This window comes from Halobacillus campisalis (assembly GCF_030345335.1).
In the GTDB taxonomy this organism is placed as follows: Bacteria; Bacillota; Bacilli; order Bacillales; family Halobacillaceae; genus Halobacillus_A; species Halobacillus_A campisalis.
This window is the reverse complement of record NZ_JAPVRC010000014.1, coordinates 1-23138: the sequence shown is the minus strand read 5'-3', so window position 1 is coordinate 23138 and position 23138 is coordinate 1. Positions and strand designations below refer to the sequence as shown.

Annotated in this window: 23 protein-coding genes and 2 tRNA genes; 22 read left to right on the top strand and 3 right to left on the bottom strand. The window is 43.2% G+C overall.

Annotation, left to right across the window (positions count from 1 at the left end; genetic code table 11):
* Positions 1 to 149: 149 nt before the first annotated feature.
* From spoVT to O2Q26_RS18170, 9 genes are all read left to right on the top strand, one after another.
* Positions 150 to 686, top strand: a complete 537-nt coding sequence (gene spoVT, locus O2Q26_RS18210; protein ID WP_289217206.1) for a stage V sporulation protein T — start codon at positions 150 to 152, stop codon at positions 684 to 686.
* An 84-nt stretch (positions 687 to 770) separates the two neighbouring features.
* On the top strand, positions 771 to 2351 hold the full coding sequence (locus O2Q26_RS18205; protein ID WP_289217205.1) for a putative polysaccharide biosynthesis protein: 1581 nt from the start codon (positions 771 to 773) through the stop codon (positions 2349 to 2351).
* Positions 2348 to 3808 carry a bifunctional methyltransferase/pyrophosphohydrolase YabN gene (gene yabN, locus O2Q26_RS18200; RefSeq protein WP_289217204.1) on the top strand — a complete coding sequence of 487 codons (1461 nt, stop codon included), beginning with the start codon at positions 2348 to 2350 and terminating at the stop codon, positions 3806 to 3808. Before O2Q26_RS18205 ends, yabN begins: the two co-directional genes overlap by 4 nt.
* Positions 3805 to 4065: an RNA-binding S4 domain-containing protein gene (locus O2Q26_RS18195; RefSeq protein WP_289217203.1), complete on the top strand. Its 261-nt coding sequence runs from the start codon at positions 3805 to 3807 to the stop codon at positions 4063 to 4065. Before yabN ends, O2Q26_RS18195 begins: the two co-directional genes overlap by 4 nt.
* 89 nt (positions 4066 to 4154) lie before the next feature.
* Positions 4155 to 4469, top strand: a complete 315-nt coding sequence (gene yabP, locus O2Q26_RS18190) for a sporulation protein YabP (RefSeq protein ID WP_289217202.1) — start codon at positions 4155 to 4157, stop codon at positions 4467 to 4469.
* The gene (yabQ, locus tag O2Q26_RS18185; protein WP_289217201.1) at positions 4466 to 5056 is read left to right on the top strand and encodes a spore cortex biosynthesis protein YabQ; all 591 of its coding nucleotides are present in this window, start codon (positions 4466 to 4468) and stop codon (positions 5054 to 5056) included. The genes yabP and yabQ overlap by 4 nt, the downstream gene beginning before the upstream one ends.
* A 57-nt stretch (positions 5057 to 5113) precedes the next feature.
* Positions 5114 to 5491: an FtsB family cell division protein gene (locus O2Q26_RS18180; protein WP_289217200.1), complete on the top strand. Its 378-nt coding sequence runs from the start codon at positions 5114 to 5116 to the stop codon at positions 5489 to 5491.
* Positions 5492 to 5565: 74 nt separating this feature from the next.
* Complete coding sequence (locus tag O2Q26_RS18175; RefSeq protein ID WP_253936120.1) at positions 5566 to 5958, top strand: S1 domain-containing RNA-binding protein; 393 nt, start codon at positions 5566 to 5568, stop codon at positions 5956 to 5958.
* Between the two features lie 99 nt (positions 5959 to 6057).
* A complete protein-coding gene (locus O2Q26_RS18170; RefSeq protein WP_289217199.1) occupies positions 6058 to 6381 on the top strand; it encodes a YnfA family protein in 324 nt (107 codons plus the stop codon).
* Positions 6382 to 6975: 594 nt separating this feature from the next.
* Here the strand turns inward: O2Q26_RS18170 and O2Q26_RS18165 are convergent.
* A tRNA-Glu gene (locus O2Q26_RS18165) sits at positions 6976 to 7047 on the bottom strand.
* 189 nt (positions 7048 to 7236) lie between these two features.
* Positions 7237 to 7310: transfer RNA gene (locus O2Q26_RS18160), tRNA-Met, on the bottom strand.
* 274 nt (positions 7311 to 7584) lie between these two features.
* On the opposite strand from O2Q26_RS18160, the gene spoIIE reads away from it, so the two are divergent.
* From spoIIE to ftsH, 6 genes are all read left to right on the top strand, one after another.
* Positions 7585 to 10032 (top strand): stage II sporulation protein E, encoded by a 2448-nt coding sequence (spoIIE, locus tag O2Q26_RS18155; RefSeq protein WP_289217198.1) that lies wholly within the window; start codon positions 7585 to 7587, stop codon positions 10030 to 10032.
* A 58-nt stretch (positions 10033 to 10090) separates the two neighbouring features.
* Positions 10091 to 10828, top strand: coding sequence for a VWA domain-containing protein (locus O2Q26_RS18150; protein ID WP_390216793.1), 738 nt, complete (start codon positions 10091 to 10093; stop codon positions 10826 to 10828).
* The gene (gene prkT, locus O2Q26_RS18145) at positions 10809 to 11723 is read left to right on the top strand and encodes a serine/threonine protein kinase PrkT (RefSeq protein ID WP_289217196.1); all 915 of its coding nucleotides are present in this window, start codon (positions 10809 to 10811) and stop codon (positions 11721 to 11723) included. The genes O2Q26_RS18150 and prkT overlap by 20 nt, the downstream gene beginning before the upstream one ends.
* A gap of 79 nt (positions 11724 to 11802) precedes the next feature.
* Positions 11803 to 13173: a tRNA lysidine(34) synthetase TilS gene (tilS, locus tag O2Q26_RS18140; RefSeq protein ID WP_289217225.1), complete on the top strand. Its 1371-nt coding sequence runs from the start codon at positions 11803 to 11805 to the stop codon at positions 13171 to 13173.
* Between the two features lie 23 nt (positions 13174 to 13196).
* On the top strand, positions 13197 to 13736 hold the full coding sequence (hpt, locus tag O2Q26_RS18135) for a hypoxanthine phosphoribosyltransferase (protein ID WP_253936125.1): 540 nt from the start codon (positions 13197 to 13199) through the stop codon (positions 13734 to 13736).
* Between the two features lie 118 nt (positions 13737 to 13854).
* A complete protein-coding gene (gene ftsH, locus O2Q26_RS18130) occupies positions 13855 to 15927 on the top strand; it encodes an ATP-dependent zinc metalloprotease FtsH (RefSeq protein WP_289217195.1) in 2073 nt (690 codons plus the stop codon).
* A 44-nt stretch (positions 15928 to 15971) separates the two neighbouring features.
* Here the strand turns inward: ftsH and O2Q26_RS18125 are convergent, their stop codons facing one another.
* Complete coding sequence (locus O2Q26_RS18125; protein ID WP_289217194.1) at positions 15972 to 16229, bottom strand: hypothetical protein; 258 nt, start codon at positions 16227 to 16229, stop codon at positions 15972 to 15974.
* A 59-nt stretch (positions 16230 to 16288) separates the two neighbouring features.
* Here O2Q26_RS18125 and O2Q26_RS18120 point away from each other — a divergent pair, with 59 nt between their 5' ends.
* The 7 genes from O2Q26_RS18120 to lysS all read left to right on the top strand — a co-directional run bounded on the left by O2Q26_RS18120 (position 16289) and on the right by lysS (position 22841).
* Positions 16289 to 17083, top strand: coding sequence for a type III pantothenate kinase (locus tag O2Q26_RS18120; RefSeq protein WP_289217193.1), 795 nt, complete (start codon positions 16289 to 16291; stop codon positions 17081 to 17083).
* A gap of 3 nt (positions 17084 to 17086) precedes the next feature.
* Positions 17087 to 17968 (top strand): Hsp33 family molecular chaperone HslO, encoded by an 882-nt coding sequence (hslO, locus tag O2Q26_RS18115; RefSeq protein ID WP_289217192.1) that lies wholly within the window; start codon positions 17087 to 17089, stop codon positions 17966 to 17968.
* Between the two features lie 156 nt (positions 17969 to 18124).
* The gene (cysK, locus tag O2Q26_RS18110) at positions 18125 to 19054 is read left to right on the top strand and encodes a cysteine synthase A (RefSeq protein WP_289217191.1); all 930 of its coding nucleotides are present in this window, start codon (positions 18125 to 18127) and stop codon (positions 19052 to 19054) included.
* A gap of 107 nt (positions 19055 to 19161) precedes the next feature.
* A complete protein-coding gene (gene folP / locus O2Q26_RS18105) occupies positions 19162 to 19986 on the top strand; it encodes a dihydropteroate synthase (RefSeq protein WP_289217190.1) in 825 nt (274 codons plus the stop codon).
* Entirely contained in the window at positions 19987 to 20355 is a 369-nt protein-coding gene (gene folB / locus O2Q26_RS18100; RefSeq protein ID WP_289217189.1) for a dihydroneopterin aldolase, read from the top strand.
* The gene (gene folK / locus O2Q26_RS18095; protein ID WP_289217188.1) at positions 20348 to 20845 is read left to right on the top strand and encodes a 2-amino-4-hydroxy-6-hydroxymethyldihydropteridine diphosphokinase; all 498 of its coding nucleotides are present in this window, start codon (positions 20348 to 20350) and stop codon (positions 20843 to 20845) included. Before folB ends, folK begins: the two co-directional genes overlap by 8 nt.
* 514 nt (positions 20846 to 21359) lie before the next feature.
* The gene (lysS, locus tag O2Q26_RS18090) at positions 21360 to 22841 is read left to right on the top strand and encodes a lysine--tRNA ligase (protein ID WP_289217187.1); all 1482 of its coding nucleotides are present in this window, start codon (positions 21360 to 21362) and stop codon (positions 22839 to 22841) included.
* Positions 22842 to 23138: the final 297 nt, after the last annotated feature.

Sequence of the window (23138 nt, the reverse complement as noted above, 5' to 3'; positions counted from 1 at the left end):
CCGCCCATTCCGCACTTTTCTTTAGTTTATATTTTTATGCATAGGTTTTTTCTGGTGTATCATACTATATTTATCACTTATAAATTTTTGGTGTAGGTTGAACAGCATCAGGATAGATGGAGAACTTTGGAATGGGAGGAAGTGTTAGAATGAAAGCAACTGGTATTGTACGTCGTATTGATGATTTGGGACGGGTTGTCATACCTAAAGAGATTCGCCGCACGTTACGGATCAGAGAAGGGGACCCGTTGGAAATTTTCGTAGACCGTGAAGGAGAAGTAATTTTGAAGAAATATTCTCCGATCAGCGAGCTGGGCGATTTCGCCAAAGAATACGCGGAGGCTCTGCACGATTCTTTAAAAGTTCCTGTACTTATTTGCGACCGTGATGAGTTTATCGCTGTAGCTGGTGAATCGAAGAAGTCTTATATGAACCGCCAAATTGGAAGTATTATTGAGCAAGTTTTGGACAAAAGAACCGTTCAATCTGAAAAACACCCTCAGCCGGTGGAGATCGTCAGAGATTTAGAAGAGGACGTTATTTCTTATATTATACATCCTATCATTGCTCAAGGGGATCCGATTGGCTGTGTAGCTGTCTTTAATAAAGAAGGCTCACCGATTGACGAAGGTTCCGAAAAAGCAGTCCATACCGCCGCTAACTTTTTAGCGAAGCAGATGGAGTAGAGTGTAAGCCAGGTCTACCAAGAGACCTGGCTTATTTTGTGCTATAATGGGGACACTTCAAATGCTAGTCAGAAAGGGAAAACTATGGATCATACTCACTCGTCACATCGGTTAATCAAAGGTGCGTTCCTGCTCACTTTATCAGGCTTGATCGGTAAAGTATTAAGTGCGGGCTATCGCATACCTTTACAAAATATCGCCGGTGACATCGGATTCTATATTTATCAGCAAGTCTACCCAATTTTAGGCATGGCGATGATGCTCGCTCTTTATGGATTTCCGGTCGCCATTTCAAAACTCGTTTCCGAGTTAAAGGACCAGGGGGTTACACTGACACTTCGTTCTTTTTACATACCAGCTTTTACTTGGCTGCTTGGCATTTGCGGAGCCATCTTTTTGTTCGGATTCACGCAGGCTCATCACCTTGCGCGTGTCATGGGAGATGAAGCCCTTACTCCTTCTTTGCAGGCCGCGTTTTTTGTATTTCTGCTGCTGCCCGTCACCTCCTTAATCCGCGGAGTATTCCAGGGGCAGGGACGTATGGAACCTACAGCTGTTTCACAGGTGGCCGAACAATTGGTTCGAGTGGTCATGATCATTGGTACTGCCCTCTATGTAACCCGGATAGGGGATATTTATCAAATTGGCGTCGGCGGAGCTTTATCTTCAATTCTAGGCACGATTACGGCTTCAATTGTTTTGTTGGTCTTATGGCGTCGACATTCAAGATTTGAACAAGGGGCTGCCCCTTTGCCCGCTATTTCGTTTTCAAAAACGATCTTTTTTTATGGGTTGTTTATCTGTTTGAACTATATGCTGTTGCTCCTCATTCAGCTCGTCGATTCGCTAACGATTGTCCCCCAATTAGTAGAAGTCGGTTACATACCGGAGGATGCGAAAGGAACAAAGGGAGTGTTTGACCGCGGCCAGCCGCTCATCCAGCTTGGAACAGTGCTGGCATCCTCACTTGCCCTTGCGCTTGTGCCTTCTGTTACAAGGAAACGCAAAGACAAAAACCCGGACCAGGTCCACCAGTATATTTTTGGAGCAGTCAAGTACAGCTTTTTGATAGCTGTTGGAGCAGCTGCCGGGCTCATCACCCTTTTTCCCCTCGTCAATGAGCTGTTTTTTCAAAATGCAGACGGAACAGGATACTTACGTATATTAATGATTGTTATCTTATTCAGCTCTCTGGCAATAACGATGTCTTCTGTCCTTCAAGGATTAGAAAAGGTGGTGCATACCGCCTTCGTTATCATTGGGGCAGTAGTCATGAAATACCTCTTAAACGTGTGGTGGGTAGGGGAGTTTGGAATGTACGGTGCTGCGGCAGCATCTGTTGTAGCCGTCGCGTTCGTCGTGCTTTGTCACGTTCTTTTGCTTCATACCGACTTTTCGCTGAAAGAGTGGGCACGTCTTCCATGGTTTGCAACTATAGGAGCAGCTGTGAGCATGGCAGCCGTCCTGTTCGCAATCGAGGCGCTGAGAGCGGAAATAGACGGTCGGCTTGCTTTACTCGTTTATGCACTGGTTATTATAGCGCTTGGAGCGGCTATCTACCTTATTCTTCTCATTCGCTTAGGGGCACTACAACAAAAGGAATTAGAGCCGCTCCCTTTTGGAGACTGGCTCGTTAAATTAATACCGGGAGGAAGGAATGTATGAATACTATTAAAATTTACGGTCTTGGAGCTGGGGATCTTGATCAGCTTTCTTTGGGTGTATATAAGGAATTAACTTCACTATCGGATGTCATATACGCGCGGACATTGGATCATCCCGTGATTTCGGAATTGCAAAAAGAGGGACTGACCTTTGAGAGCTTTGATGAAACGTATGAGGCATTCGATCAGTTTGACGATGTTTATAAAGCGATCGTCACGGGTCTTGTGACAGCTGCAAATGATCAAGATGTGACGTACGTTGTGCCAGGGCACCCTATGCTTGCCGAGCGTACAGTCCAGTTATTGCTCGACCGTGAAGACGTGAATGTAGAGATAAAAGGTGGACAAAGTTATTTGGATGATTTGTTTAATTCACTGCACATCGATCCGATTGAAGGGTTCCAATTCATAGACGCGACTTCGTTTGAAAGAAGTGAACTGCAGCTTCGGAACCACCTCGTATTTTGTCAGGTATATGATGCGATGATGGCTTCGGAGGTAAAGCTTGTCCTGTTAGAGGATTTACCTGCTGATTATGATGTTACGATCGTCTCGGCTGCCGGGAGCAAGGAGGAGAGACTGGTAACCGTGCCTTTAGAAGAACTGGATCGTGCAGTCGACTTGAATAACTTGACGAGTGTGTACATCCCTCCTGCGGAAAAGGGACAGCTCAACCACCAATTTTTCCGTCTCAGGGAAGTGATCCGGGATCTGCGTGGTCCTGGTGGCTGTCCATGGGATCAAAAACAAACACATGAATCTCTTAGGAAGTATTTAATAGAAGAGGCCTATGAGTTTATCGATGCTGTTAATCGCAAGGATGACGACCATATGGTGGAAGAGCTTGGCGATGTGCTTCTTCAAGTCATGCTTCACAGTCAAATCGGGGAAGATGACGGATTCTTCTCAGTGAATGATGTGATTCAGTCGGTTACGGATAAAATGATCCGCCGTCACCCTCACGTGTTCGGTGACGTTCACGTCGAAAATTCGGATGATGTCTTGAGTAACTGGGATGACATTAAAAAGCAGGAAAAAGGAGGAGCTCCAAATTCACTATTGGATGGTGTTCCTGCCAGCTTTCCTGCACTGCTCCAGGCTGAAGATTTACAAAAGAAAGCAGCTAAAGTAGGATTTGACTGGGACGACGTCGAATTAGTATTAGCAAAGGTTGAAGAAGAATGGCAGGAATTTTTAGAAGCGAAAAAAAATCAGGATACAGAAGAAATGGAAAAAGAGTTTGGAGACTGGTTATTTGCAATTGCCAACGCAGCCCGTCATTATAAAATTAACGGGGAAACTGCCCTGCAGCGAACGAATCAGAAATTCAGAGATCGATTCTCTTCGATGGAAACTCAGGCTTCGAAGGTTGATCGTGACTTGGCTGACTATTCTTTAGAAGAGCTGGAAGAATTATGGGTCAATGCTAAACAGGAGAAGGAGGACAATAAAGAATGAGATTGGATAAATTCTTGAAAATATCCCGTTTGATCAAGCGTCGCACGTTAGCAAAAGAAGTGGCGGATCAAGGAAGAATTAACATCAATGGTACACCGAGTAAAGCGGCAACAAAGGTGGCCGTCGGTGATGTTCTGACGATACAATTCGGGCAGAAGATTTTGACTCTTGAAGTGAAGTCGTTAAGAGAAAACGTGAAAAAAGATGAGGCTGCCACTTTGTACGAAATCAAGAAGGAAGAGCCTGTTAATAAATAATTGGTAAACCACTGCTTGGTAAAGTAGTGGTTTTCGTTCTATTCGGGCTTCTTTTTTCATAGCTTGTACTAGAGAAGGAGGCTGTGAAAATGGATAGTTTCGATAAGAATATAAATGGCCGCAGTCAAAGTCAGAATAACCAACCTGAACATAATATGAGAATATTAAATCGAAAAACTCTGGAAATTACAGGAGTAAAAGAAGTGGACAGCTTCGATAGTGAGGAATTTCTACTGCAGACGAGTATGGGGTATCTAGTCATCCGCGGCGAAAATCTGCAAATGAAAAATTTAAATGTGGACGACGGTGAAGTGTCAATCAAAGGCCGTGTGTTTGAGATGACGTATTTGGACGAAAACCACGGGGAGAAGGCTAAAGGGTTGTTTAGCAAGCTGTTCAAATGACCCTGACGACTCAATTTATGACCATGATTTCGATGATAGCGGGTGGAATATATATAGGAATGGCCGCAGATACATTCGAGCGTCTGTTTTATAAACGCAACAAAAAAAGCTGGCTTGAGTTTGTCTGGCAGTCTGCCTTTTGGATCACTCAGGCTGCTTTTCTTTTTTATATATTATATAAGGTCAATTACGGGGAAATGAGAGTTTATATAGCTGTCGCCCTGCTTTGTGGATATGCGGCTTATCGTGCTCTGCTGCAAGAGCTATACCATAGATGGCTGGAGTTTTGGATCCGCGTCATCCTCCGTATTTTACGCTTTATGAAGCGCCTATTTAATGTGCTTGTCGTTTGGCCTCTAATGGCAGTGGTGGTTTTATCGAAAAATGTTCTTTTTTTAGTTTATCGAGTTCTTTATAAGGGTATTTATATAGTGTTTATTGTTGCTTTCTCTCCTTTTTTGTTCATTTTTCGTATCGTTTGGAAGCTATTACCGATAAATACGAAAAAATTCTTACACAAAATAGGAGGATTTTACGTTACAATAAAGAATATAATCAAGAATTGGACAGGCAGCAAAAAAGAATAGTGCATAGGAATAAGATTTGCCTGAGCTGCAAACGATTAAAAAGGGGGCCTAACGCCAATGGCAGACAAATCATCGGTAACTCGCATGGATTCTACATACATGAAAAATTACGATGCACACATGGAACGTCATGCGAAGAAAAAGAAACGTTTGGTACGTCGGATTATGCTATTTTGCCTTTTAATTGCAATTGTTGCAGGTTCAATGGCCGTGTACCATTTTCAACAGCGCTCTTTACATGCAGAAAAAGTCGAAGAGTACAAACAATTGCAGACAGAGATGGATACACTAGTTAAAGAAGAAAAGAACTTGAAAGAGGAGATTGAGCTGCTCAATAATGAAGATTATGTTCTGCAGATTGCGCGATCGAATTATTTCTTCTCAAAAGATGGAGAAATCATATTTAAAATGCCAAATGAGGACCCTTCGTATTGACACCCTTTTCAAAGCATATATATAATAGGTAAGAAGGATATTTTTATCGAATTCTAAGGAGGAGCATTTTTTTTATGTCAATTGAAGTAGGCAGCAAGCTACAGGGTAAGGTAACTGGTATCACTAATTTCGGAGCATTTGTTGAGCTCCCGGACGGCAAGACAGGTCTCGTTCACATTAGTGAAGTTGCCGACAACTATGTCAAAGATATTAATGAACACCTAAGCCAAGGCGACGAGGTAGAGGTAAAAGTCATTAATGTTGGAGATGATGGAAAGATTGGTTTGTCCATCAAAAAAGCAAAAGAAAATTATGGTCGTCGTACTGCGCCTAAGAAACCTCGTAAACCTGTTGAGTCATTCGAACAGAAGATGAACAACTTTCTTAAGGACAGCGAAGACCGCCTTGCATCACTGAAAAAGCAGACTGAGACCAAACGTGGAGGTCGAGGTGCTAAAAGAGGATAGCTTGCTGTCTAGGACAATGAGTAAAAGATGCGCGTTTATATAGAAGCAGACCTGCTTAAATAGCAGGTCTGTTTTTTTTATAAGGACAGGAGGCTGAGCATGTCGTCTATTTTTTTGTTTTTATTAGCTGGATTAGCTGAAATTGGAGGAGGCTATCTCATTTGGCTGTGGCTGCGAGATGGAAAGCCTTTTTATTTAGGTGTGTCAGGTGCTCTCCTGTTAACTGCATATGGAATCATTGCGACATTTCAAGCCTTTCCTACGTTCGGACGGGTGTATGCTGCTTATGGTGGCGTTTTTATTATAATGTCTGTGGTTTGGGGGTGGGGTATAGATAGGGAAACGCCTGATTTTTATGACTGGCTTGGGGCTGGGATATGTCTGGTGGGCGTTTCTGTCATGCTTTGGGGTCCAAGAGGGTAGGGGTTCGTTACGTTATAAAACTTTGTGATGGTTGGGAGACAACTCACTTTCCTGCGGGGGACCTGGCAAGCTCCCTCGGGCTACGCCCTCCGGGATCTCGCCTAGCCCCTTCTCCCGCTCAGTCCAGTTCCTACCCAGGTGAACAAAGGGCTTTCGCTTTCTACGCTAGGAGTCTTGCCTATTCCTAAAACTACCCAATTATAATTAATGAACGAATGATTTAAAACTCTCACATTATTGACGTATTGAGTTTGTAATTTTAATATGGTGATTAATTCTCTCTTAAAAATAGAGAATATGGGTTTTGTTCTTCACATCATGGTAATAGGGTCTTAGAAATGGTGAGACTCCTGCGGGAATGGATAGACAGGCAAGACACCGGAGAGCTTTAGCTCGAGGAGGCTAGCCGTCATCCCCACGGAAAGTAATCCATTTCTAAGACCTCATTTCTCTAAGCAAAAATAACAAAACCAATCTTTTTGACAAGGGAACATATATAAAACTCAGGGATTTAACAAAGAAATACATACAAAAAAACAGGGCGGTTCCAAAAGTCATTTTTAGACTTTTAGAACCGCCCTGTTTTTTTGTGAGTGACCCGTACGGGATTCGAACCCGTGATACCGCCGTGAAAGGGCGGTGTCTTAACCACTTGACCAACGGGCCTAGTATGTAATTTAATGCTTGTCTTATGCGTTTCGCATCTGTCAAAGCCATTCAGCACTTGTTTATCCGGCATCAGGGGCTAGATACTCGCGATATAAGTCAGTCACTTCCATGTTCCAAAGTTCGGGAACATTGCAGCGCCTGCCTTGTACGTTTCGTATCTGAGCAAGCCCCTTCAGCACTTGTTAGTAGCGGCGGAGGGGATCGAACCCCCGACCTCACGGGTATGAACCGTACGCTCTAGCCAGCTGAGCTACACCGCCATGTGGTTTGCCTTTTAGGCACAAGATTTATAGTACACTATGAAAAAAAACATGTCAACAATAAAAAATATTATGTGTTTACTCTGTTAATTTCGATAGGGTATTTTTGGATATTTTGGTTGAGTGACGTAGTGGGTGGGGGTGAATTTGTAGAATATGACTCACAATGTAGGAAATTGATCGAAGTTTTTGTTGTTCTTCTTCTGTTGTTTTGACAAAATGATTCGCTTTCGTATGGTTTAATGAGTTTACTAATAAAGGAGTGATGAAGATTATGTTGGGGACTGTAATGAAGCGAGCAAGTAGACAGGCTATGTGGAGAGAAATTTCGTTTAATCGGGGGATAGAGAGAATGGCTTTAAACGCGTTTACGTTTTTAGCGAATAAAGGTGTCTTTCATATGGCTCTTAGTTTATTACTTGGACGAGCTGTGATTTTATCATCTATGGCCCCGTTTGGTGTTGCGTTCCTGGCTGTGATCTGGTGGTTCAAACGTCCACTGATGATTCCGGCTACGGTGATGATGGCTGTAGGGGCATCCACATATAGCTATGGGCACGCTGGGTTTATCGCGGGGGCCGCCGTTTCAATTCTCCTATTAAGTGGATTATTGAATCGGTTGAATCAGCCTCAGAAATGGCTGCCGGTCATGGCGGCTGTCGCGAGTATGATTCCGAGAACCTTGAGTCTGGCTTTTTTAGATCGCTGGCAGTTATACGAGATCTTTCTGCTCGCAGCCGAGGGGATCCTCACCTTTATCCTTGTTCTCATATTTATGCAAAGTTTACCGCTTTTATCACCACAACGTTATCATCCTACATTAAAAAATGAAGAAATCGTTTGTTTCATCATATTGTTGGCCTCCGTTTTGACGGGGATGATCGGTTTTGAATTTCAAGGGGTGGCTATGGTCGATGTTTTTGCCCGTTACCTCGTCGTCTTACTTGCCTATATTGCTGGAGCGGCCATCGGGTCGACGGTGGGGGTGGTCACCGGCCTCGTTTTAAGCTTGTCCCAAGTTGAACACCTTTATCAGATGAGTTTGCTGGCCTTTTCCGGCTTACTGGGAGGATTATTAAGAGAGGGCAATAAACTTGGGGTGAGCGCTGGACTTTTTGTAAGTACCATTCTAATGGGGGTGTACACAGGAGGGAGTATGTCGGCATCATTGACGGCATCTCTTTTTGCTATCATTCTGTTCTTTTTGACGCCGGATCGCTGGGTGAAGAGGCTGTCGCGCTTCGTGCCTGGGACGGATGAACATGGTCAGGAGCAGCAGAAGTATTTACAAAAGGTTAGAGACGTTACGGCGGTGCGTGTAGGGAAATTTTCAGATGTGTTCGAAGCGCTGGCTAAGAGTTTCCATCATAATGGTTTGAGCAAACAGGAGGAAGATAATACGCAGGAGGTGGATTATTTTTTAAGCCATGTCACCGAAAAGACGTGCCAGGCTTGTTTTAGAAAGGAGAAGTGCTGGATTAACCAGTTTGATGAAACGCATAATTTAATGACAGATTTGATGGAAGACATCGATCAAAAGGGGGATGTAGGGAGAGTTATGCGTAATAGCCTGGATCAGTACTGCGTAAAATCCCAAAAAGTGGTGGATACGATGAAGCAGGAACTTTCATTCTATCATGCGAATAAACAGCTGAAGCAGCAAGTCCAGGAGAGTCGTCGCTTCGTCGCACAGCAGCTCCATGGTGTTTCTGAAGTCATGAATAATTTTGCAAAGGAGATTGTAAAGGAACGGGAGCACCACGAACAAAAAGAAAGAATCATTCATGAGGCGTTAGAGAGGCTTGGTATAAACGTGGCCAAGCTTGAAATATATACGCTTGATACGGGGAATATCGATTTGGAAGTAGTAATCGAGATTGATCAATATAGAGGGGAAGGAGAAAAATTAATAGCACCGCTATTATCTGATATTTTACAAGAAACGATTGTCGTGACGATGGAGGATATCTCACCTTATCCGAATGGACGCTGTCTCATGACATTTGGTTCGGCCAAACATTACACGATTGAATCAGGGGTAGCTCATGCTGCCAAAGGAGGAGGATTTATTTCAGGTGACAGTTACTCGATGATGGAACTGGGTCGGGGGAAATATGCCCTTGCGATCAGTGATGGAATGGGCAACGGGGAACGTGCTCATGAGGAAAGTGTAGAGACTCTGCGATTATTGAAGCAGATTCTGCAATCGGGCATCCAGGAATCCGTAGCGATTCAATCGATTAACTCGATTCTGGCGTTACGGAGCAACGATGAAATTTTTTCAACGTTAGACTTGGCTATCATAGATCTTCACTTTGCCACGTCTAAGTTTATAAAAATAGGAAGCACCCCAAGCTTCATCAAACGGGGAGATCAAATATATTCAGTGGAATCGAGTAATTTACCTATGGGCATCATCGAGGATGTAGATGTTGATACAACGAGCGAGCAGCTTAAAGCCGGAGATCTCTTAATAATGGTCAGTGACGGGATACTCGAAGGGCCAAAACACGTAGAAAACGTGGAAATGTGGATTAAGAGAAAAATCCGCGAAATTAATGTGGACGATCCACAATTAATGGCAGATATATTATTGGATGAAGTCATCCGTACAAAATCAGGTGATATTCATGATGACATGACCGTACTCGTGGCTCGCATCGATCATTATATGCCCGAATGGTCAGCCATTCCGTTTCTAAAAAAACAAAACCTCGCGTAAGGTATATTCCTTTTCATTTTCGGCGAAAATGGTCGTAAGAAATGAGGAGGGAAATTCGATGAAAGCAGGTCGTTTAAAACAAATCTTATTATTGACGGATGGTTGCTCCAACTACGGAGAGGATCCTGTAGCTGTAGCGGCATTAGCTAGAAATCAGGGGGTCACTGTCAATGTGATCGGAGTACTCGATGATCAGCAGAGGGGGGAACCACAAGGACTGCAGGAGGTAGAGGCTATCGCCGATGCTGGAGGGGGCGTCAGCCAGATTGTCTACCAGAAGAATCTATCAGAAACGGTTCAGATGGTGACGAAGCAAGCTATGAATCAAACGATTCAAGGTGTGATTAATCAAGAACTTCAGCACATTTTGGGAGAACGTAAAACTATCGAAGAGCTCCCGCCTGAACAACGAGGAGAAGTAGTGGAGATCGTTGATGATCTAGGAGAAACTTGTCAGTTGGAAGTGCTTGTCCTCGTTGATTCAAGCGCGAGTATGCACCATAAGCTTCCTACAGTTAAAGAGGCTCTGGCGGATTTATCACTGAGTTTAAATGCGCGCACAGGGTCTAATGAGTTTAGTGTATATTCATTTCCGGATTCAAAACATACAATTACACAAAAAGTGGCATGGACATCAGAATTGAGCGCAATGCATGGAATTTTCCAGAAGCTGTCTAGTGGGGGCTACACGCCGACGGGTCCAGCATTGAAAGAAGCTCTCTACGCGTTTTCAAAGAAAGCGATAGTGAGAGACGAGCAGGGGGTTGTGGATCCTTATGAAGAAACCGGATTTTAATTTAGCTGCTGGAACGACAATCCGCGGAAAATGGGGCCACCATGTCTATCACGTCGTTCGAAAATTGGGAGAAGGGGCGTGCGGAGTTGTTTATCTGTGTCAAAAGAATGGAGTGTTATATGCACTGAAAGTAGGGACCGAAAGCTCCAGGCTTATGCTTGAAGTGAATATGCTTAAGAAATTCAGTAAGGTCCAGGGAGTGAAGCTTGGGCCTTCTTTTGTTGATGTTGACGATTGGATCGTCAACAACGAGACGTATCCTTTTTATGTGATGGAATTCATTGAAGGTCAGCCTTTTTCTGTATTTCTTAAAGGGAAAAAGAAAGAGTGGGTCGGGATATGTGCGATGCAGCTATTAAGTGATTTAGAGCATCTGCATCGTTCCGGCTACGTATTTGGAGATTTGAAAACGGATAATCTGTTAGTCGCCGACTCCAAAGTCCAATGGATTGATGTAGGAGGAGTCACGGCGATCGGACGCGCGATCAAAGAGTATACCGAATTTTATGACCGTGGATACTGGGGCTATGGGTCCCGTCGCGCCGACCCTTTGTATGATCTTTTTGCTGTTACGATGATCATGATGGAGACGGTTTACCCGAATCGGTTCGATGCGCAAAAAGATCCTAAAAAAACGTTGCAGGACAAACTCAAATCGGCTCCTTTGCCGTCCGAATATAAAAAAATCATCGCAGAATGCTGGAGAGGAAAATACCATTCTGCCACAGAAATGAAGGAAGCTCTTGGGCAAGTGTTGATGAAAAGGGCTCAGCCTCCCAAACGTTCTTCACGAAAAAGTGTGCAGACCGATGCTTCAGAGTGGGGAGAAATGATTGGTGTGAGCGCCATTGTGCTTGCCTTCTACGGCATTTCCGCCTGGAACTTGTGGCTGTAAGTGAATACGTTGCTATTGGCATGACTACAGTGATACGATGAGTGGAGATGTGAAGGGGGAGAGCAGTCTTTTGAGAGCCGTGAATACATTCATAAAAAAACATAATCTCATCCAGACGCATGATACAGTTGTTCTTGCGGTATCTGGCGGGCCTGATTCCCTTGCTCTCCTTCATTATTTTCATCATTTGAAACGTCATGATAATCTAAAACTGATTGTCGCCTCGGTCGACCATGGTCTGCGGGGAGACGAATCGAAACAGGACTTGGAGTACGTGGAATCCTTGGCACACCAATGGAATATTGAATTTAAGGGGACGTCAGTAGATGTGTCCTCGTATAAGAAGGCGAACGGTTTGGGGACACAGGAAGCTGCCCGTGAGCTGAGGTATCAATTTTTTGCCCGGGTGATGGAAGAAGTAAATGCTGACAAGCTGGCATTTGGGCATCATGGAGATGATCAGGCAGAAACTATGCTGATGCAATTCACTAGAAGCGTAATGCCTGAATCCATTCATGGCATGCCTGTAAAGCGTCCATTTGCGACCGGCTCCATAATCCGGCCATTTCTATGTTTAGAAAAGCAGGATCTGATTGATTATTGTTCGAGTCATAAGCTGCAGCCCCGTTTCGATCCGTCTAACGAACAGACGGATTACACGAGGAATTCGGTTCGTCAACATATCATGCCATTTATGAAATCGATGAATCCTAAACTGCATGAACATATGCAGCATATGAGTGAACGTGTGACAGAAGACCGAACTTTTATTGAAAATGAAGCAAAACGAGTGCTTGATCAAGTGGTTTTATCGGATGGGAAAGGCGGATCTGCGCAGTTTTTAAAATCATCTTTTCAAAAGTATCCCCTTGCTTTACAAAGGAAGTCCTTTCATCTAATATTAAACTATCTGTATGGTAATCAAATTGAAGAGATCTCTTATTTACATGAAGAGATGTTTTTTCACCTTTTACAAGAGCAAAAACCAAACGCAAGTCTGGATTTTCCACAGGGGTTAAAAGTAATTCGTGCTTATGATGAAATCACTTTTACTTTTTCATCAACTAAAGGAAATTCGGCGTTTTCAAAAACACTTTACATAGGGCAGCAAGTTTCACTTCCTGATGGTTCAATTATCTCATTAGAAGCGGGAGAGTGCTTCAGTGAGCAAGGTAAACATGTCTACGTTTGTGATTCTAATCACGTAACCTTGCCGCTGATCGTACGTACTCGAAAACCTGGTGATCGAATGATACTTAGAGGAATGAATGGGTCCAAGAAGGTAAAAGATATTTTTATCGATGAAAAGATCCCTGCACAATTGCGTGACACATGGCCTCTTGTAACGGATCAAGAGGGCCGGATCCTATGGCTGGCTGGTTTGAAAAAAGGTGAGGGATGTACTGGCGACCCTTCTGGTACATGGCTTCGATTACAATATAAAAAATAACAGAGTACGTAGGAGGAGCTTTCATGCACAACGAAATTGAGAAGATCTTAATTTCTGAAGATGAGATTCAACAGAAATGTAAGGAGCTGGGAGAGCAGCTCACAAAAGAATATGATGGTCGCTTTCCTTTGGCTATCGGTGTCCTAAAAGGGGCAATGCCTTTCATGGGAGATCTTTTAAAGCGAATGGAAACGCACCTGGAAATGGATTTTATGGACGTTTCCAGTTACGATGGCGGTATGAGGTCGACAGGTGAGGTTAAGATCGTCAAAGACCTTGATACGCAAGTGGAAGGCAGAGATTTGATCATCGTCGAGGATATCATTGATAGTGGATTGACTTTGAGTTATTTAGTGGACTTATTTAAGTACCGTAAAGCTAAATCGATCAAAATTGTAACATTACTGGATAAGCCGGAAGGCAGAACTTCCCATATCAAAGCGGATACGATCGGTTTTGAAGTTCCTGACGAATTCGTTGTGGGCTACGGTTTGGATTATAATGAAAAGTACCGTAATCTGCCGTATATCGGTGTGCTGAAACCAGAAGTGTATGGTGGCTGATGCAATCATTACTAGGACTTTCTAGAAACGTGTCAATCGCAAGGTTAATTAGTTGTGTGTTCCGTTTTTCGTGTGATAACATTTACTATAGTTTTTCTCGCTTGGGAGGAGGTAGGCAATGAACCGGATATTTCGTAACACCATATTTTACTTACTGATCTTCCTCGTAGTAATCGGCGTAGTCGGTCTATTCAGAGGTCAAGGTGAGCCAGAACAAACATTGAATGTGAACGAATTTTACGATAAATTGAACAACGGTGAAATCGAAGAAATGACGATGCAGCCTGTCAATGGAGTAATTCGTATCACAGGTTCCGAAGCTGGAAGTGAAGAAGGAGAACAATTCACAGCAAAAATTCCTGCTAACGATCAAATTGTTACAGACGTGAGCCAGCTGGCTCAAGAACAAAGTATTTTAACCGTTGAAGAAGAAGAGCAGCCGAGTGTTTGGGTGACTGTACTGACATCCATTATTCCTTTTGTAATTATATTCATCCTGTTCATCTTCTTACTTAACCAGGCTCAGGGCGGCGGTAGTCGTGTCATGAACTTTGGTAAGAGTAAAGCTAAGATGTACAGCGAAGAGAAGAAGAAAGTTCGTTTCAAAGACGTGGCAGGTGCAGATGAGGAGAAACAAGAGCTTGTGGAGGTCGTTGACTTCCTGAAAGACCCTCGTAAATTCTCAGCTGTTGGTGCCCGTATTCCTAAAGGGGTTCTGCTTGTAGGACCACCAGGTACAGGTAAGACACTACTTGCGAGAGCTGTCGCCGGAGAAGCAGGCGTACCGTTCTTCTCCATCAGTGGTTCAGACTTCGTGGAAATGTTCGTAGGTGTCGGTGCCTCTCGTGTACGTGACCTTTTCGAAAATGCGAAAAAGAACGCTCCATGTATCATCTTTATCGATGAGATCGATGCTGTAGGACGTCAGCGTGGCGCAGGTTTAGGCGGAGGTCACGATGAACGTGAACAGACGCTGAACCAGCTTCTTGTAGAAATGGATGGTTTCGGTGCTAATGAAGGAATCATTATGATTGCCGCAACTAACCGTCCTGATATTCTTGACCCGGCCTTATTGCGTCCGGGACGTTTCGACCGTCAAATCACTGTGGACCGTCCAGATGTGAAAGGACGTCAAGCTGTGCTTGGAGTTCATGCTAGAGATAAACCTCTATCTGATAATGTCGATCTTAAAACGATCGCTCTTCGTACACCTGGTTTTTCAGGAGCGGATCTTGAGAACTTGCTGAACGAAGCGGCGCTAGTTGCTGCGCGTTCTGACAGTAAGAGCATTGAAATGGAACATGTGGATGAAGCCATTGACCGTGTCATTGCAGGACCTGCGAAGAAGAGTCGTGTCATATCGAAGAAAGAACGCAATATCGTGGCGCACCACGAGAGTGGTCATACGATCATCGGTATGGTACTTGACGATGCAGATATGGTTCATAAAGTGACCATCGTTCCACGTGGACAAGCAGGCGGATACGCAGTCATGCTTCCTCGTGAAGATCGTTACTTCATGACAAAACCAGAATTGCTTGATAAGATCACCGGTTTACTCGGTGGCCGTGTAGCTGAGGAGATCATGTTCGGCGAAGTATCGACTGGTGCTCACAATGACTTCCAGCGTGCCACGTCCATCGCTCGTAAGATGGTGACTGAATATGGAATGAGTGAGAAGCTCGGACCGCTTCAATTCGGTCAAAATTCCGGCGGACAAGTTTTCTTAGGCCGCGATATTCAAAACGAACAAAATTACAGTGATCAGATCGCTTACGATATTGATACAGAAGTACAGAAGTTCATCACGGACAGCTATGCTCGTGCGAAGGAAATCCTGACTGAAAACAAAGATAAGCTTGAGCTAGTAGCAAATACACTGTTAGAAGTGGAAACGCTGGATGCTACTCAAATTGAATCTCTTTTCAATAAAGGACGCCTGCCGACGGACGAAGAGCTTGAAGAAATTGCTATTGAAAACAATAAGCAGCTTAAAGCTAATCAACAGGAACAAAAAGAAATTGATGAGCGTCAAGAGAACAACGATAATCTTGTACGTGTCAATATGAAAGCGAAAGATGAAAATAACGAAAATGAGTCGTCTGCAAGTAAAGATAAAGATTCAGAAGAAAAAACTCCGGATTCTCAAAAAGAGGATAAGGACGAGTCAGACGACAATAAACGCACGTAATGAATGATTAAAAGGGGTTGTCCTAAAAGTCTAAAAACAGACTTTTATGGACAGCCTTTTTTTGGTTTTACATCATGGGCAGGCCCATTAGATGGATCCATCATCACGAAAGCTTCCATAACTTTTACACTTGGATGGTTGAGAAACCAGCGGGAGTTCAGAGTGGTTTTATTGATTTTTAAGTGTTTTAATAAACGTGACTCAAGACAAGTATAGCCCTTAATTTTTCCTGGGGTAGTCACATTTGAAAATGCTGTTGGGGCTGCTATTACCTTTCCTGAACCAAGCGTTTGGTTTCCCATCGTTACACTCACATGTGATATGATGGAAGCCGAAGGAAATGAAACAGGGGGCTCTATGTATGATTTTTGTACTTGATGTGGGAAACACAAATACAGTGCTGGGCGTTTTCGACAACAATGAATTGAACTATCAATGGCGAATTAAAACAGATCGATATAAAACCGAAGATGAGTATGGAATGCTGATCAAGTCCTTGTTCGAGCATGAGGGTTTATCTTTTCAAGATATAGACGGAGTCATTATTTCTTCTGTTGTACCTCCTATCATGTTTTCTCTTGAGCGGATGTCCCGTTACTATTTTAAGAAGTCTCCGATGATTATCGGTGAGCATAAAGTTGATGCCGGGCTGGCTATGAAATATCCTCATCCTAATGAGATTGGTGCGGACCGGATTGTAAACGCCGTAGGAGCGATTGAAGAATATGGTACACCCCTCGTCATCATAGATTTTGGTACAGCTACTACCTATTGCTATGTAAATGAAAACGGGGAGTATGTAGGAGGAGCGATTGCGCCCGGGATCAATATTTCAATGGAAGCCTTATATGCTAAAGCAGCTAAGCTTCCAAAGATCGAAATCAAGAACCCGGATAATGTAATAGGCTCTTCCACGGTTGAAGCTATGCAATCTGGTGTATATTATGGATATGTCGGTCAAGTCGATGAAGTGGTTCGGAGAATGAAAGAGAACTCGAGTTCAACTCCGACAGTCATTGCTACTGGAGGGTTATCTACACTGATTGCGGATGAGTCCAGAACAATTGATGTGGTGGATCCTTATTTGACGTTAAAAGGGTTGAACAAAATATATCAAAACAACAAAGATAATCAAGCATTCAAAGGAGAAGGATGATTTATGTCAGACTATTTAGTGCGTGCTATCGGGTATGAAGGTCAAGTTCGTGCCTATGCTATCCAATCAACTGAAACTGTGGAAGAAGCTAGAAGAAGACAGGACTCCTGGGCTACAGCATCTGCAGCATTAGGTCGTACTCTTACGATCAGCACAATGATGGGTGCTATGCTGAAAGGAGAAGATAAACTTACGGTAAAAGTAGAAGGTGATGGACCTATCGGAGCGATCATCGCTGATGCGAACTCTAAAGGGCAGGTGCGGGGCTACTTGAAAAATCCTCATGTCGATTTTGATTTAAACGACCAAGGAAAATTGGATGTAGCTCAAGCGGTAGGTACAAGCGGAACTCTCAGCATTGTAAAGGATTTAGGGATGAGAGATCATTTTACAGGGCAAGTGCCGATCGTATCCGGTGAAATCAGCGAAGATTTCACGTACTATTTTGCAAATTCAGAGCAAGTGCCTTCTGCAGTAGGAGCAGGGGTGCTCGTAAATACAGACCATACCATTCTTGCAGCAGGCGGTTTCATTATTCAAATGATGCCTGGAGCTGATGATGAAACAACGAGTGCCATAGAAAAACGGTTAACGGAAATCCCGCCGATTTCAACAATGGTCCGTGACGGTAAATCACCCGAAGAGATATTGGAAGCTCTTGTCGGCAAGGATCAACTGAAAATTCTTGATACTATGCCTGTAGAGTTCAATTGTCATTGTTCAAGAGAGCGAGTGGAAATGGCAATTTCAAGCCTCGGAGACGAAGAAATACAACGAATGATTGAAGAAGATCAAGGCGCAGAGGCGAAATGCCATTTCTGCAACGAAGCCTATAACTTTGATGAAAAAGATTTAAAAGAGCTGCAATCGAGCTCACAGCAATAAAATAACCCATTCTCCGAAGAGCGAATCCAGTCCCCACTTGTTTCGCTCTTCTTTTGTCGGGGAAACGTTTTAAATAGAAAGAATCGTTTGACAATATTGTCCTGATTGCGTACATTAGAGTTAAATCCTATAAAAATACTTGGTTTTAGGAGTGAAATGATGAGAATAGCTAATAATGTAAGTGAATTAGTAGGGCAAACCCCTATGGTGAAACTGAACAAAAGCGCAGATGAAAACAGTGCGGACATTTATTTGAAATTGGAATTTATGAACCCGGGAAGCTCTGTTAAAGACCGTATCGCTTTATCTATGATTGAAGCTGCCGAAGAATCTGGTGACTTGAAAGATGGAGATACGATCGTTGAGCCGACAAGTGGGAATACAGGAATTGGTCTTGCTATGATCGCTGCCTCTAAAGGTTATCGTACAGTGCTTGTCATGCCGGATACGATGAGCCAGGAGCGTCGGAACTTACTCCGTGCTTATGGAGCAGAGCTTGTACTAACGCCAGGTGCGGATGGTATGAAGGGCGCAATCAAAAAAGCTTCAGAGCTGCAAACGCAGCATGGTTACTATATGCCTCAGCAGTTCAATAATCAGGCGAACGTGGCTGTACACGAAAAAACGACAGGTCCTGAAATCGTTGAACAAATGGGCGATCAGCTGGATGCTTTTGTATCAGGAATCGGTACAGGTGGAACCATTACCGGGGCTGGTAAAGTTCTAAAAGAAAAGTATCCAGAAATTAAAATTTACGCTGTGGAACCGGACGCTTCCCCGGTCCTATCCGGCGGAGATCCTGGTCCTCATAAAATCCAGGGCATCGGTGCTGGATTCGTACCGGGAATTCTGAATACAGAAATTTATGATGCAGTTGAGCAAGTGTCTACAGAAGAAGCCTACGCGGCTGCTCGTGAGGCAGCCAGAAAAGACGGAATTCTTGGAGGAGTTTCTTCAGGTGCTGCCATCCACGCGGCTAAAAAGATAGCTAAGGAATTAGGAAAAGGTAAAAAAGTGGTAGCGATCATTCCTAGTAATGGAGAAAGATACTTGTCGACACCTCTTTACCAATTCGAAGAAGAATAATGAGATAAAGAAAGGCCGTGCTCTTATAAGGGCACGGCTTTTTTTGTTTTTTAAAGGGAGGATGGTGTAAAATAAGGAAATAATCATTGTGCGAAAAGAGGATTTTTATGTGTTTTAAACTAGTGACTCAAAGTAAAACGTATAGATTGGAAGAAGAAAGTGTAGTGATGGGAATTTTAAATATCACTCCGGATTCTTTTTCAGATGGAGGAAGATTTACACATTTGGAGGCGGCTGTTGAGCAGGCTGTGCAAATGGAAAAGGATGGGGCGCATATTATTGATATCGGCGGAGAATCTACCCGACCTGGTCATAAGCCCGTTTCTGCAAAAGAGGAACTGGATAGAGTCCTGCCTGTCATTGATGCCCTCAAAGAACGAATTTCAATCCCTATTTCTATTGATACGTTCAAGTCGGATGTGGCAGAAAAGGCAATTGAAGCCGGGGCAGAGATCATCAATGATGTATGGGGAGCAAAAGCAGACCCTGACATCGCAAAAGTGGCCGCGCGTCATAATGTTCCGATTATCTTAATGCATAATCGGAATAATAAAGATTACAACTCGTTGATTCCAGATATGAAACAGGATTTGCGCGAAAGCATTGAGATCGCTAAGCAAGCAGGAGTCCAGGATGAACATATTATCCTTGATCCTGGGGTAGGATTTGCAAAGACTGCAGAAGATAATTTACTTGTAATGAGAGAACTCGATCAGTTTCAGGAGTTAGGCTACCCTTTATTATTAGGCACGTCACGGAAGTCTTTTATAGGGAAAGTTCTTGATCTGCCTGTAGAGGAGCGAATGGAAGGGACAGGAGCAACGGTTTGTCTAGGTATAGCGAAAGGTGTCCACATCGTAAGGGTGCACGATGTTAAAGCGATCACCCGTATGACTAAAATGATGGATGCCATGATAGGGAGGACAATATAAATGGATCAAATCAACTTAAATGGAATGGAATTTTGGGGGTATCACGGGCTTTTTCCTGAGGAAAATAAATTAGGGCAGAGATTTTATGTGGACCTGGAGTTGGAACTTGATTTAAAACCAGCAGGTGAATCAGACGATATGGACAAGTCGATCAATTATGGGGATGTTTACGAAGCGGCTAAATCTATAGTTGAAGGCGAGCCGAAGAATTTAGTTGAAACGGTAGCTGAGAATCTGGCTGGCGAGCTGCTTCAGCAATTTCATTTATTAGATGCTTGTCGTGTTAAAGTCACTAAGCCCGACCCTCCGATTCCCGGACATTATAAATCAGTGGCTATCGATATATACAGGAGTCGAAAAGATGACTAAGGTCTATATTGCATTAGGATCAAATTTAGATGAACGTCACCAGTACTTAGTCGACGCTATTGAAGAATTGAAACGGCACAAAGAAATTATAATCACCCTTCAATCAGAAATCTATGAGACCGCCCCTGTCGGATATACGGATCAAAATGACTTTTTAAATATGGTAGTTGAGGCAGAAACGGAGCTCAGTCCTCTGGACCTGCTTGATTACTGTCAGGGCATTGAACGGGAATTAGGGAGAAAACGAGTGGTTAAATGGGGGCCGAGAACAATAGACCTTGACATTTTACTCTATAATCAAGAAAATATTAAAGATGACCGTTTAACAATCCCGCACCCCCATATGCATGAAAGAGCATTTGTGATGGTACCTTTAGCAGAATTGAATCCCGGCGTCCATATTACATCGGTCAATCAACAGGCGCAGGAAATTGTGGCCCGAATGCCGAAGGATGAACTGGAAAACGTTCGGATTTGGAAGCGAGACTGACAGCAATCATTTTTATATAGTCATGTAGCATAAAGGTTTGAGACTAATACTACTTTTAAGGGATGAGTCATGTTTCAATGGAGGATGTCGAATTTTCGAACCAGGTCGTATTGGATCAGTGACCGGTGCTTGTAATTTAACTTTTGCCTGACGGTTAAAGAATTTGGAGATAGTTAGTTTGTACCGAAATGTTCAGTGATAGGGGAATTGAGTAGCGATCATAGAGGTGCGTAAGCACACATTATGGTATGTAAAAGGTCTAAAAGACAACGGTCTTCTACGTAATTGCATCAATGCAGTGGAAACTAGAGAAGTAATGCTCGGAATTCTGTATGAATTCTTTGACTATGTAGAAGAGAGCATGAAGGTATCATAAGCGAGCTGGCCGTTGACACCTATGAAGGACTTTTCTATACTAAACGATAGTTAGAATACTGCCAGTGGTCTGCTGGCAGTTTTTATTTTCGGAACCAGCGTTTTATATAAAAACTTTTATAAGAATGGAGTGATGATCATGTCCGAAGAACTCAATGACCAAATGCAGGTGAGACGGGAGAAGTTGAATTCATATCGTGAGAAGGGACTCGATCCTTTTGGAAGTAAATTCGAACGAACAGCTTTAGCTGAAGAATTGACTGCTCAATATGATGAATTTACTAAAGAAGAGTTAGAGGAGAAGCAGATTCCTGCCACTATTGCTGGTCGAATTATGACGAAGCGAGGAAAAGGTAAAGCCGGCTTTGCGCATGTCCAGGATTTAAGCGGGCAAATTCAATTGTATGTTCGTAAAGATGCAATTGGAGAAGAGGCTTACGAAATCTTCAAATCAGCAGATATTGGAGATATCGTTGGAGTAACGGGAGAAATGTTTAAAACGAATGTAGGAGAACTTTCTGTAAAAGCGAATGAATTCGAGATTTTAACGAAATCTCTTCGTCCTTTACCTGAGAAGTTCCACGGTTTGAAAGATGTTGAGCAGCGCTATCGTCAGCGTTATTTGGATTTAATCACTAATCCTGAAAGCCGAGATACTTTTGTGATGCGCAGTAAGATCATTCAATCCATGCGCAGGTACTTAGATAACCTTGGTTTCTTAGAAGTAGAAACTCCAATGATGCACAGCATCCCTGGCGGAGCGTCTGCACGTCCTTTTGTCACTCACCATAACGCTCTGGATATGGAACTCTATATGAGGATTGCGATTGAGCTTCACTTGAAGCGGCTGATCGTCGGGGGCATGGAAAAGGTGTATGAAATTGGACGAGTTTTCCGTAATGAAGGAATTTCCACACGTCATAACCCTGAGTTTACAATGATCGAGCTGTATGAAGCCTATGCAGATTACCACGATATCATGAGCTTGACTGAGCATTTGATTGCTCATATTGCTAAAGAGGTCCTTGGTACGGCAAAAGTACAGTATGATGATCAGGAAATCGATCTAGAGCCTGAGTGGACACGTCTCCATATGGTTGATGCGGTCAAAGAGTACACTGGTGTAGATTTCTGGAAAGAGATGAGTGATGAAGAAGCGAAAGCTCTCGCTAAAGATCACGGCATCGAGATTCAGGAAACTATGACATTTGGTCATATCGTGAATGAATTTTTTGAGCAAAAGGTAGAAGAGAAACTAATCCAGCCTACTTTTGTGTATGGCCACCCTATCGAAATTTCACCTCTAGCGAAAAAGAATCCGGAAGATGCCCGGTTTACTGACCGCTTTGAGTTATTCATTGTAGGAAGAGAACATGCTAACGCATTCTCTGAGCTTAATGATCCGATAGATCAACGTGAACGTTTTGAAGGTCAATTGAAAGAACGCGAAGAAGGAAATGACGAAGCACATCTGATGGACGACGATTTCCTGGAGTCCCTGGAATACGGAATGCCGCCAACAGGGGGCTTAGGTATAGGAGTCGATCGTCTCGTCATGCTGTTAACAAACTCAGCTTCGATACGTGATGTTCTCCTTTTCCCACAAATGAGAAACAAATAATAAAAAGCTCAAACTCCCTTCCTGACGGTCTCTTTCCATTAGGAAGGGAGTTGTTTTTTAATGAACAAATGTCAGAAAAAACTTTTAATTAATAAAGTCTTGATGTGCCCTTGGATGCGTGATATATTAATAAGCGTCGCATAAAGAGCGGGCGGCAAACGAAACACATCATTAATAATTAAACGGAAAAAAGTTGTTGACTTAAAACTTACACCGTGATATATTAATTAAGTCGCTGTTTTGAAGCGGCAAACAACATTTGATCTTTGAAAACTGAACGAACCAACCAGTACGTCA

Bases quoted from the DNA above. Each gene is read 5' to 3' on its own strand.
- O2Q26_RS18195 (WP_289217203.1), top strand. From the start codon at position 3,805: ATGAGATTGGATAAATTCTTGAAAATATCCCGTTTGATCAAGCGTCGC.
- O2Q26_RS18120 (WP_289217193.1), top strand. From the start codon at position 16,289: ATGATTTTTGTACTTGATGTGGGAAACACAAATACAGTGCTGGGCGTT.
- O2Q26_RS18175 (WP_253936120.1), top strand. From the start codon at position 5,566: ATGTCAATTGAAGTAGGCAGCAAGCTACAGGGTAAGGTAACTGGTATC.
- spoIIE (WP_289217198.1), top strand. From the start codon at position 7,585: ATGTTGGGGACTGTAATGAAGCGAGCAAGTAGACAGGCTATGTGGAGA.
- hpt (WP_253936125.1), top strand. From the start codon at position 13,197: ATGCACAACGAAATTGAGAAGATCTTAATTTCTGAAGATGAGATTCAA.
- hslO (WP_289217192.1), top strand. From the start codon at position 17,087: ATGTCAGACTATTTAGTGCGTGCTATCGGGTATGAAGGTCAAGTTCGT.
- O2Q26_RS18150 (WP_390216793.1), top strand. From the start codon at position 10,091: ATGAAAGCAGGTCGTTTAAAACAAATCTTATTATTGACGGATGGTTGC.
- O2Q26_RS18125 (WP_289217194.1), bottom strand. From the start codon at position 16,229: ATGGGAAACCAAACGCTTGGTTCAGGAAAGGTAATAGCAGCCCCAACA.
- folP (WP_289217190.1), top strand. From the start codon at position 19,162: ATGTGTTTTAAACTAGTGACTCAAAGTAAAACGTATAGATTGGAAGAA.
- yabP (WP_289217202.1), top strand. From the start codon at position 4,155: ATGGATAGTTTCGATAAGAATATAAATGGCCGCAGTCAAAGTCAGAAT.
- O2Q26_RS18205 (WP_289217205.1), top strand. From the start codon at position 771: ATGGATCATACTCACTCGTCACATCGGTTAATCAAAGGTGCGTTCCTG.
- yabN (WP_289217204.1), top strand. From the start codon at position 2,348: ATGAATACTATTAAAATTTACGGTCTTGGAGCTGGGGATCTTGATCAG.
- ftsH (WP_289217195.1), top strand. From the start codon at position 13,855: ATGAACCGGATATTTCGTAACACCATATTTTACTTACTGATCTTCCTC.
- O2Q26_RS18180 (WP_289217200.1), top strand. From the start codon at position 5,114: ATGGCAGACAAATCATCGGTAACTCGCATGGATTCTACATACATGAAA.
- lysS (WP_289217187.1), top strand. From the start codon at position 21,360: ATGTCCGAAGAACTCAATGACCAAATGCAGGTGAGACGGGAGAAGTTG.
- folB (WP_289217189.1), top strand. From the start codon at position 19,987: ATGGATCAAATCAACTTAAATGGAATGGAATTTTGGGGGTATCACGGG.
- spoVT (WP_289217206.1), top strand. From the start codon at position 150: ATGAAAGCAACTGGTATTGTACGTCGTATTGATGATTTGGGACGGGTT.
- cysK (WP_289217191.1), top strand. From the start codon at position 18,125: ATGATGAGAATAGCTAATAATGTAAGTGAATTAGTAGGGCAAACCCCT.
- prkT (WP_289217196.1), top strand. From the start codon at position 10,809: ATGAAGAAACCGGATTTTAATTTAGCTGCTGGAACGACAATCCGCGGA.
- yabQ (WP_289217201.1), top strand. From the start codon at position 4,466: ATGACCCTGACGACTCAATTTATGACCATGATTTCGATGATAGCGGGT.
- O2Q26_RS18170 (WP_289217199.1), top strand. From the start codon at position 6,058: ATGTCGTCTATTTTTTTGTTTTTATTAGCTGGATTAGCTGAAATTGGA.
- folK (WP_289217188.1), top strand. From the start codon at position 20,348: ATGACTAAGGTCTATATTGCATTAGGATCAAATTTAGATGAACGTCAC.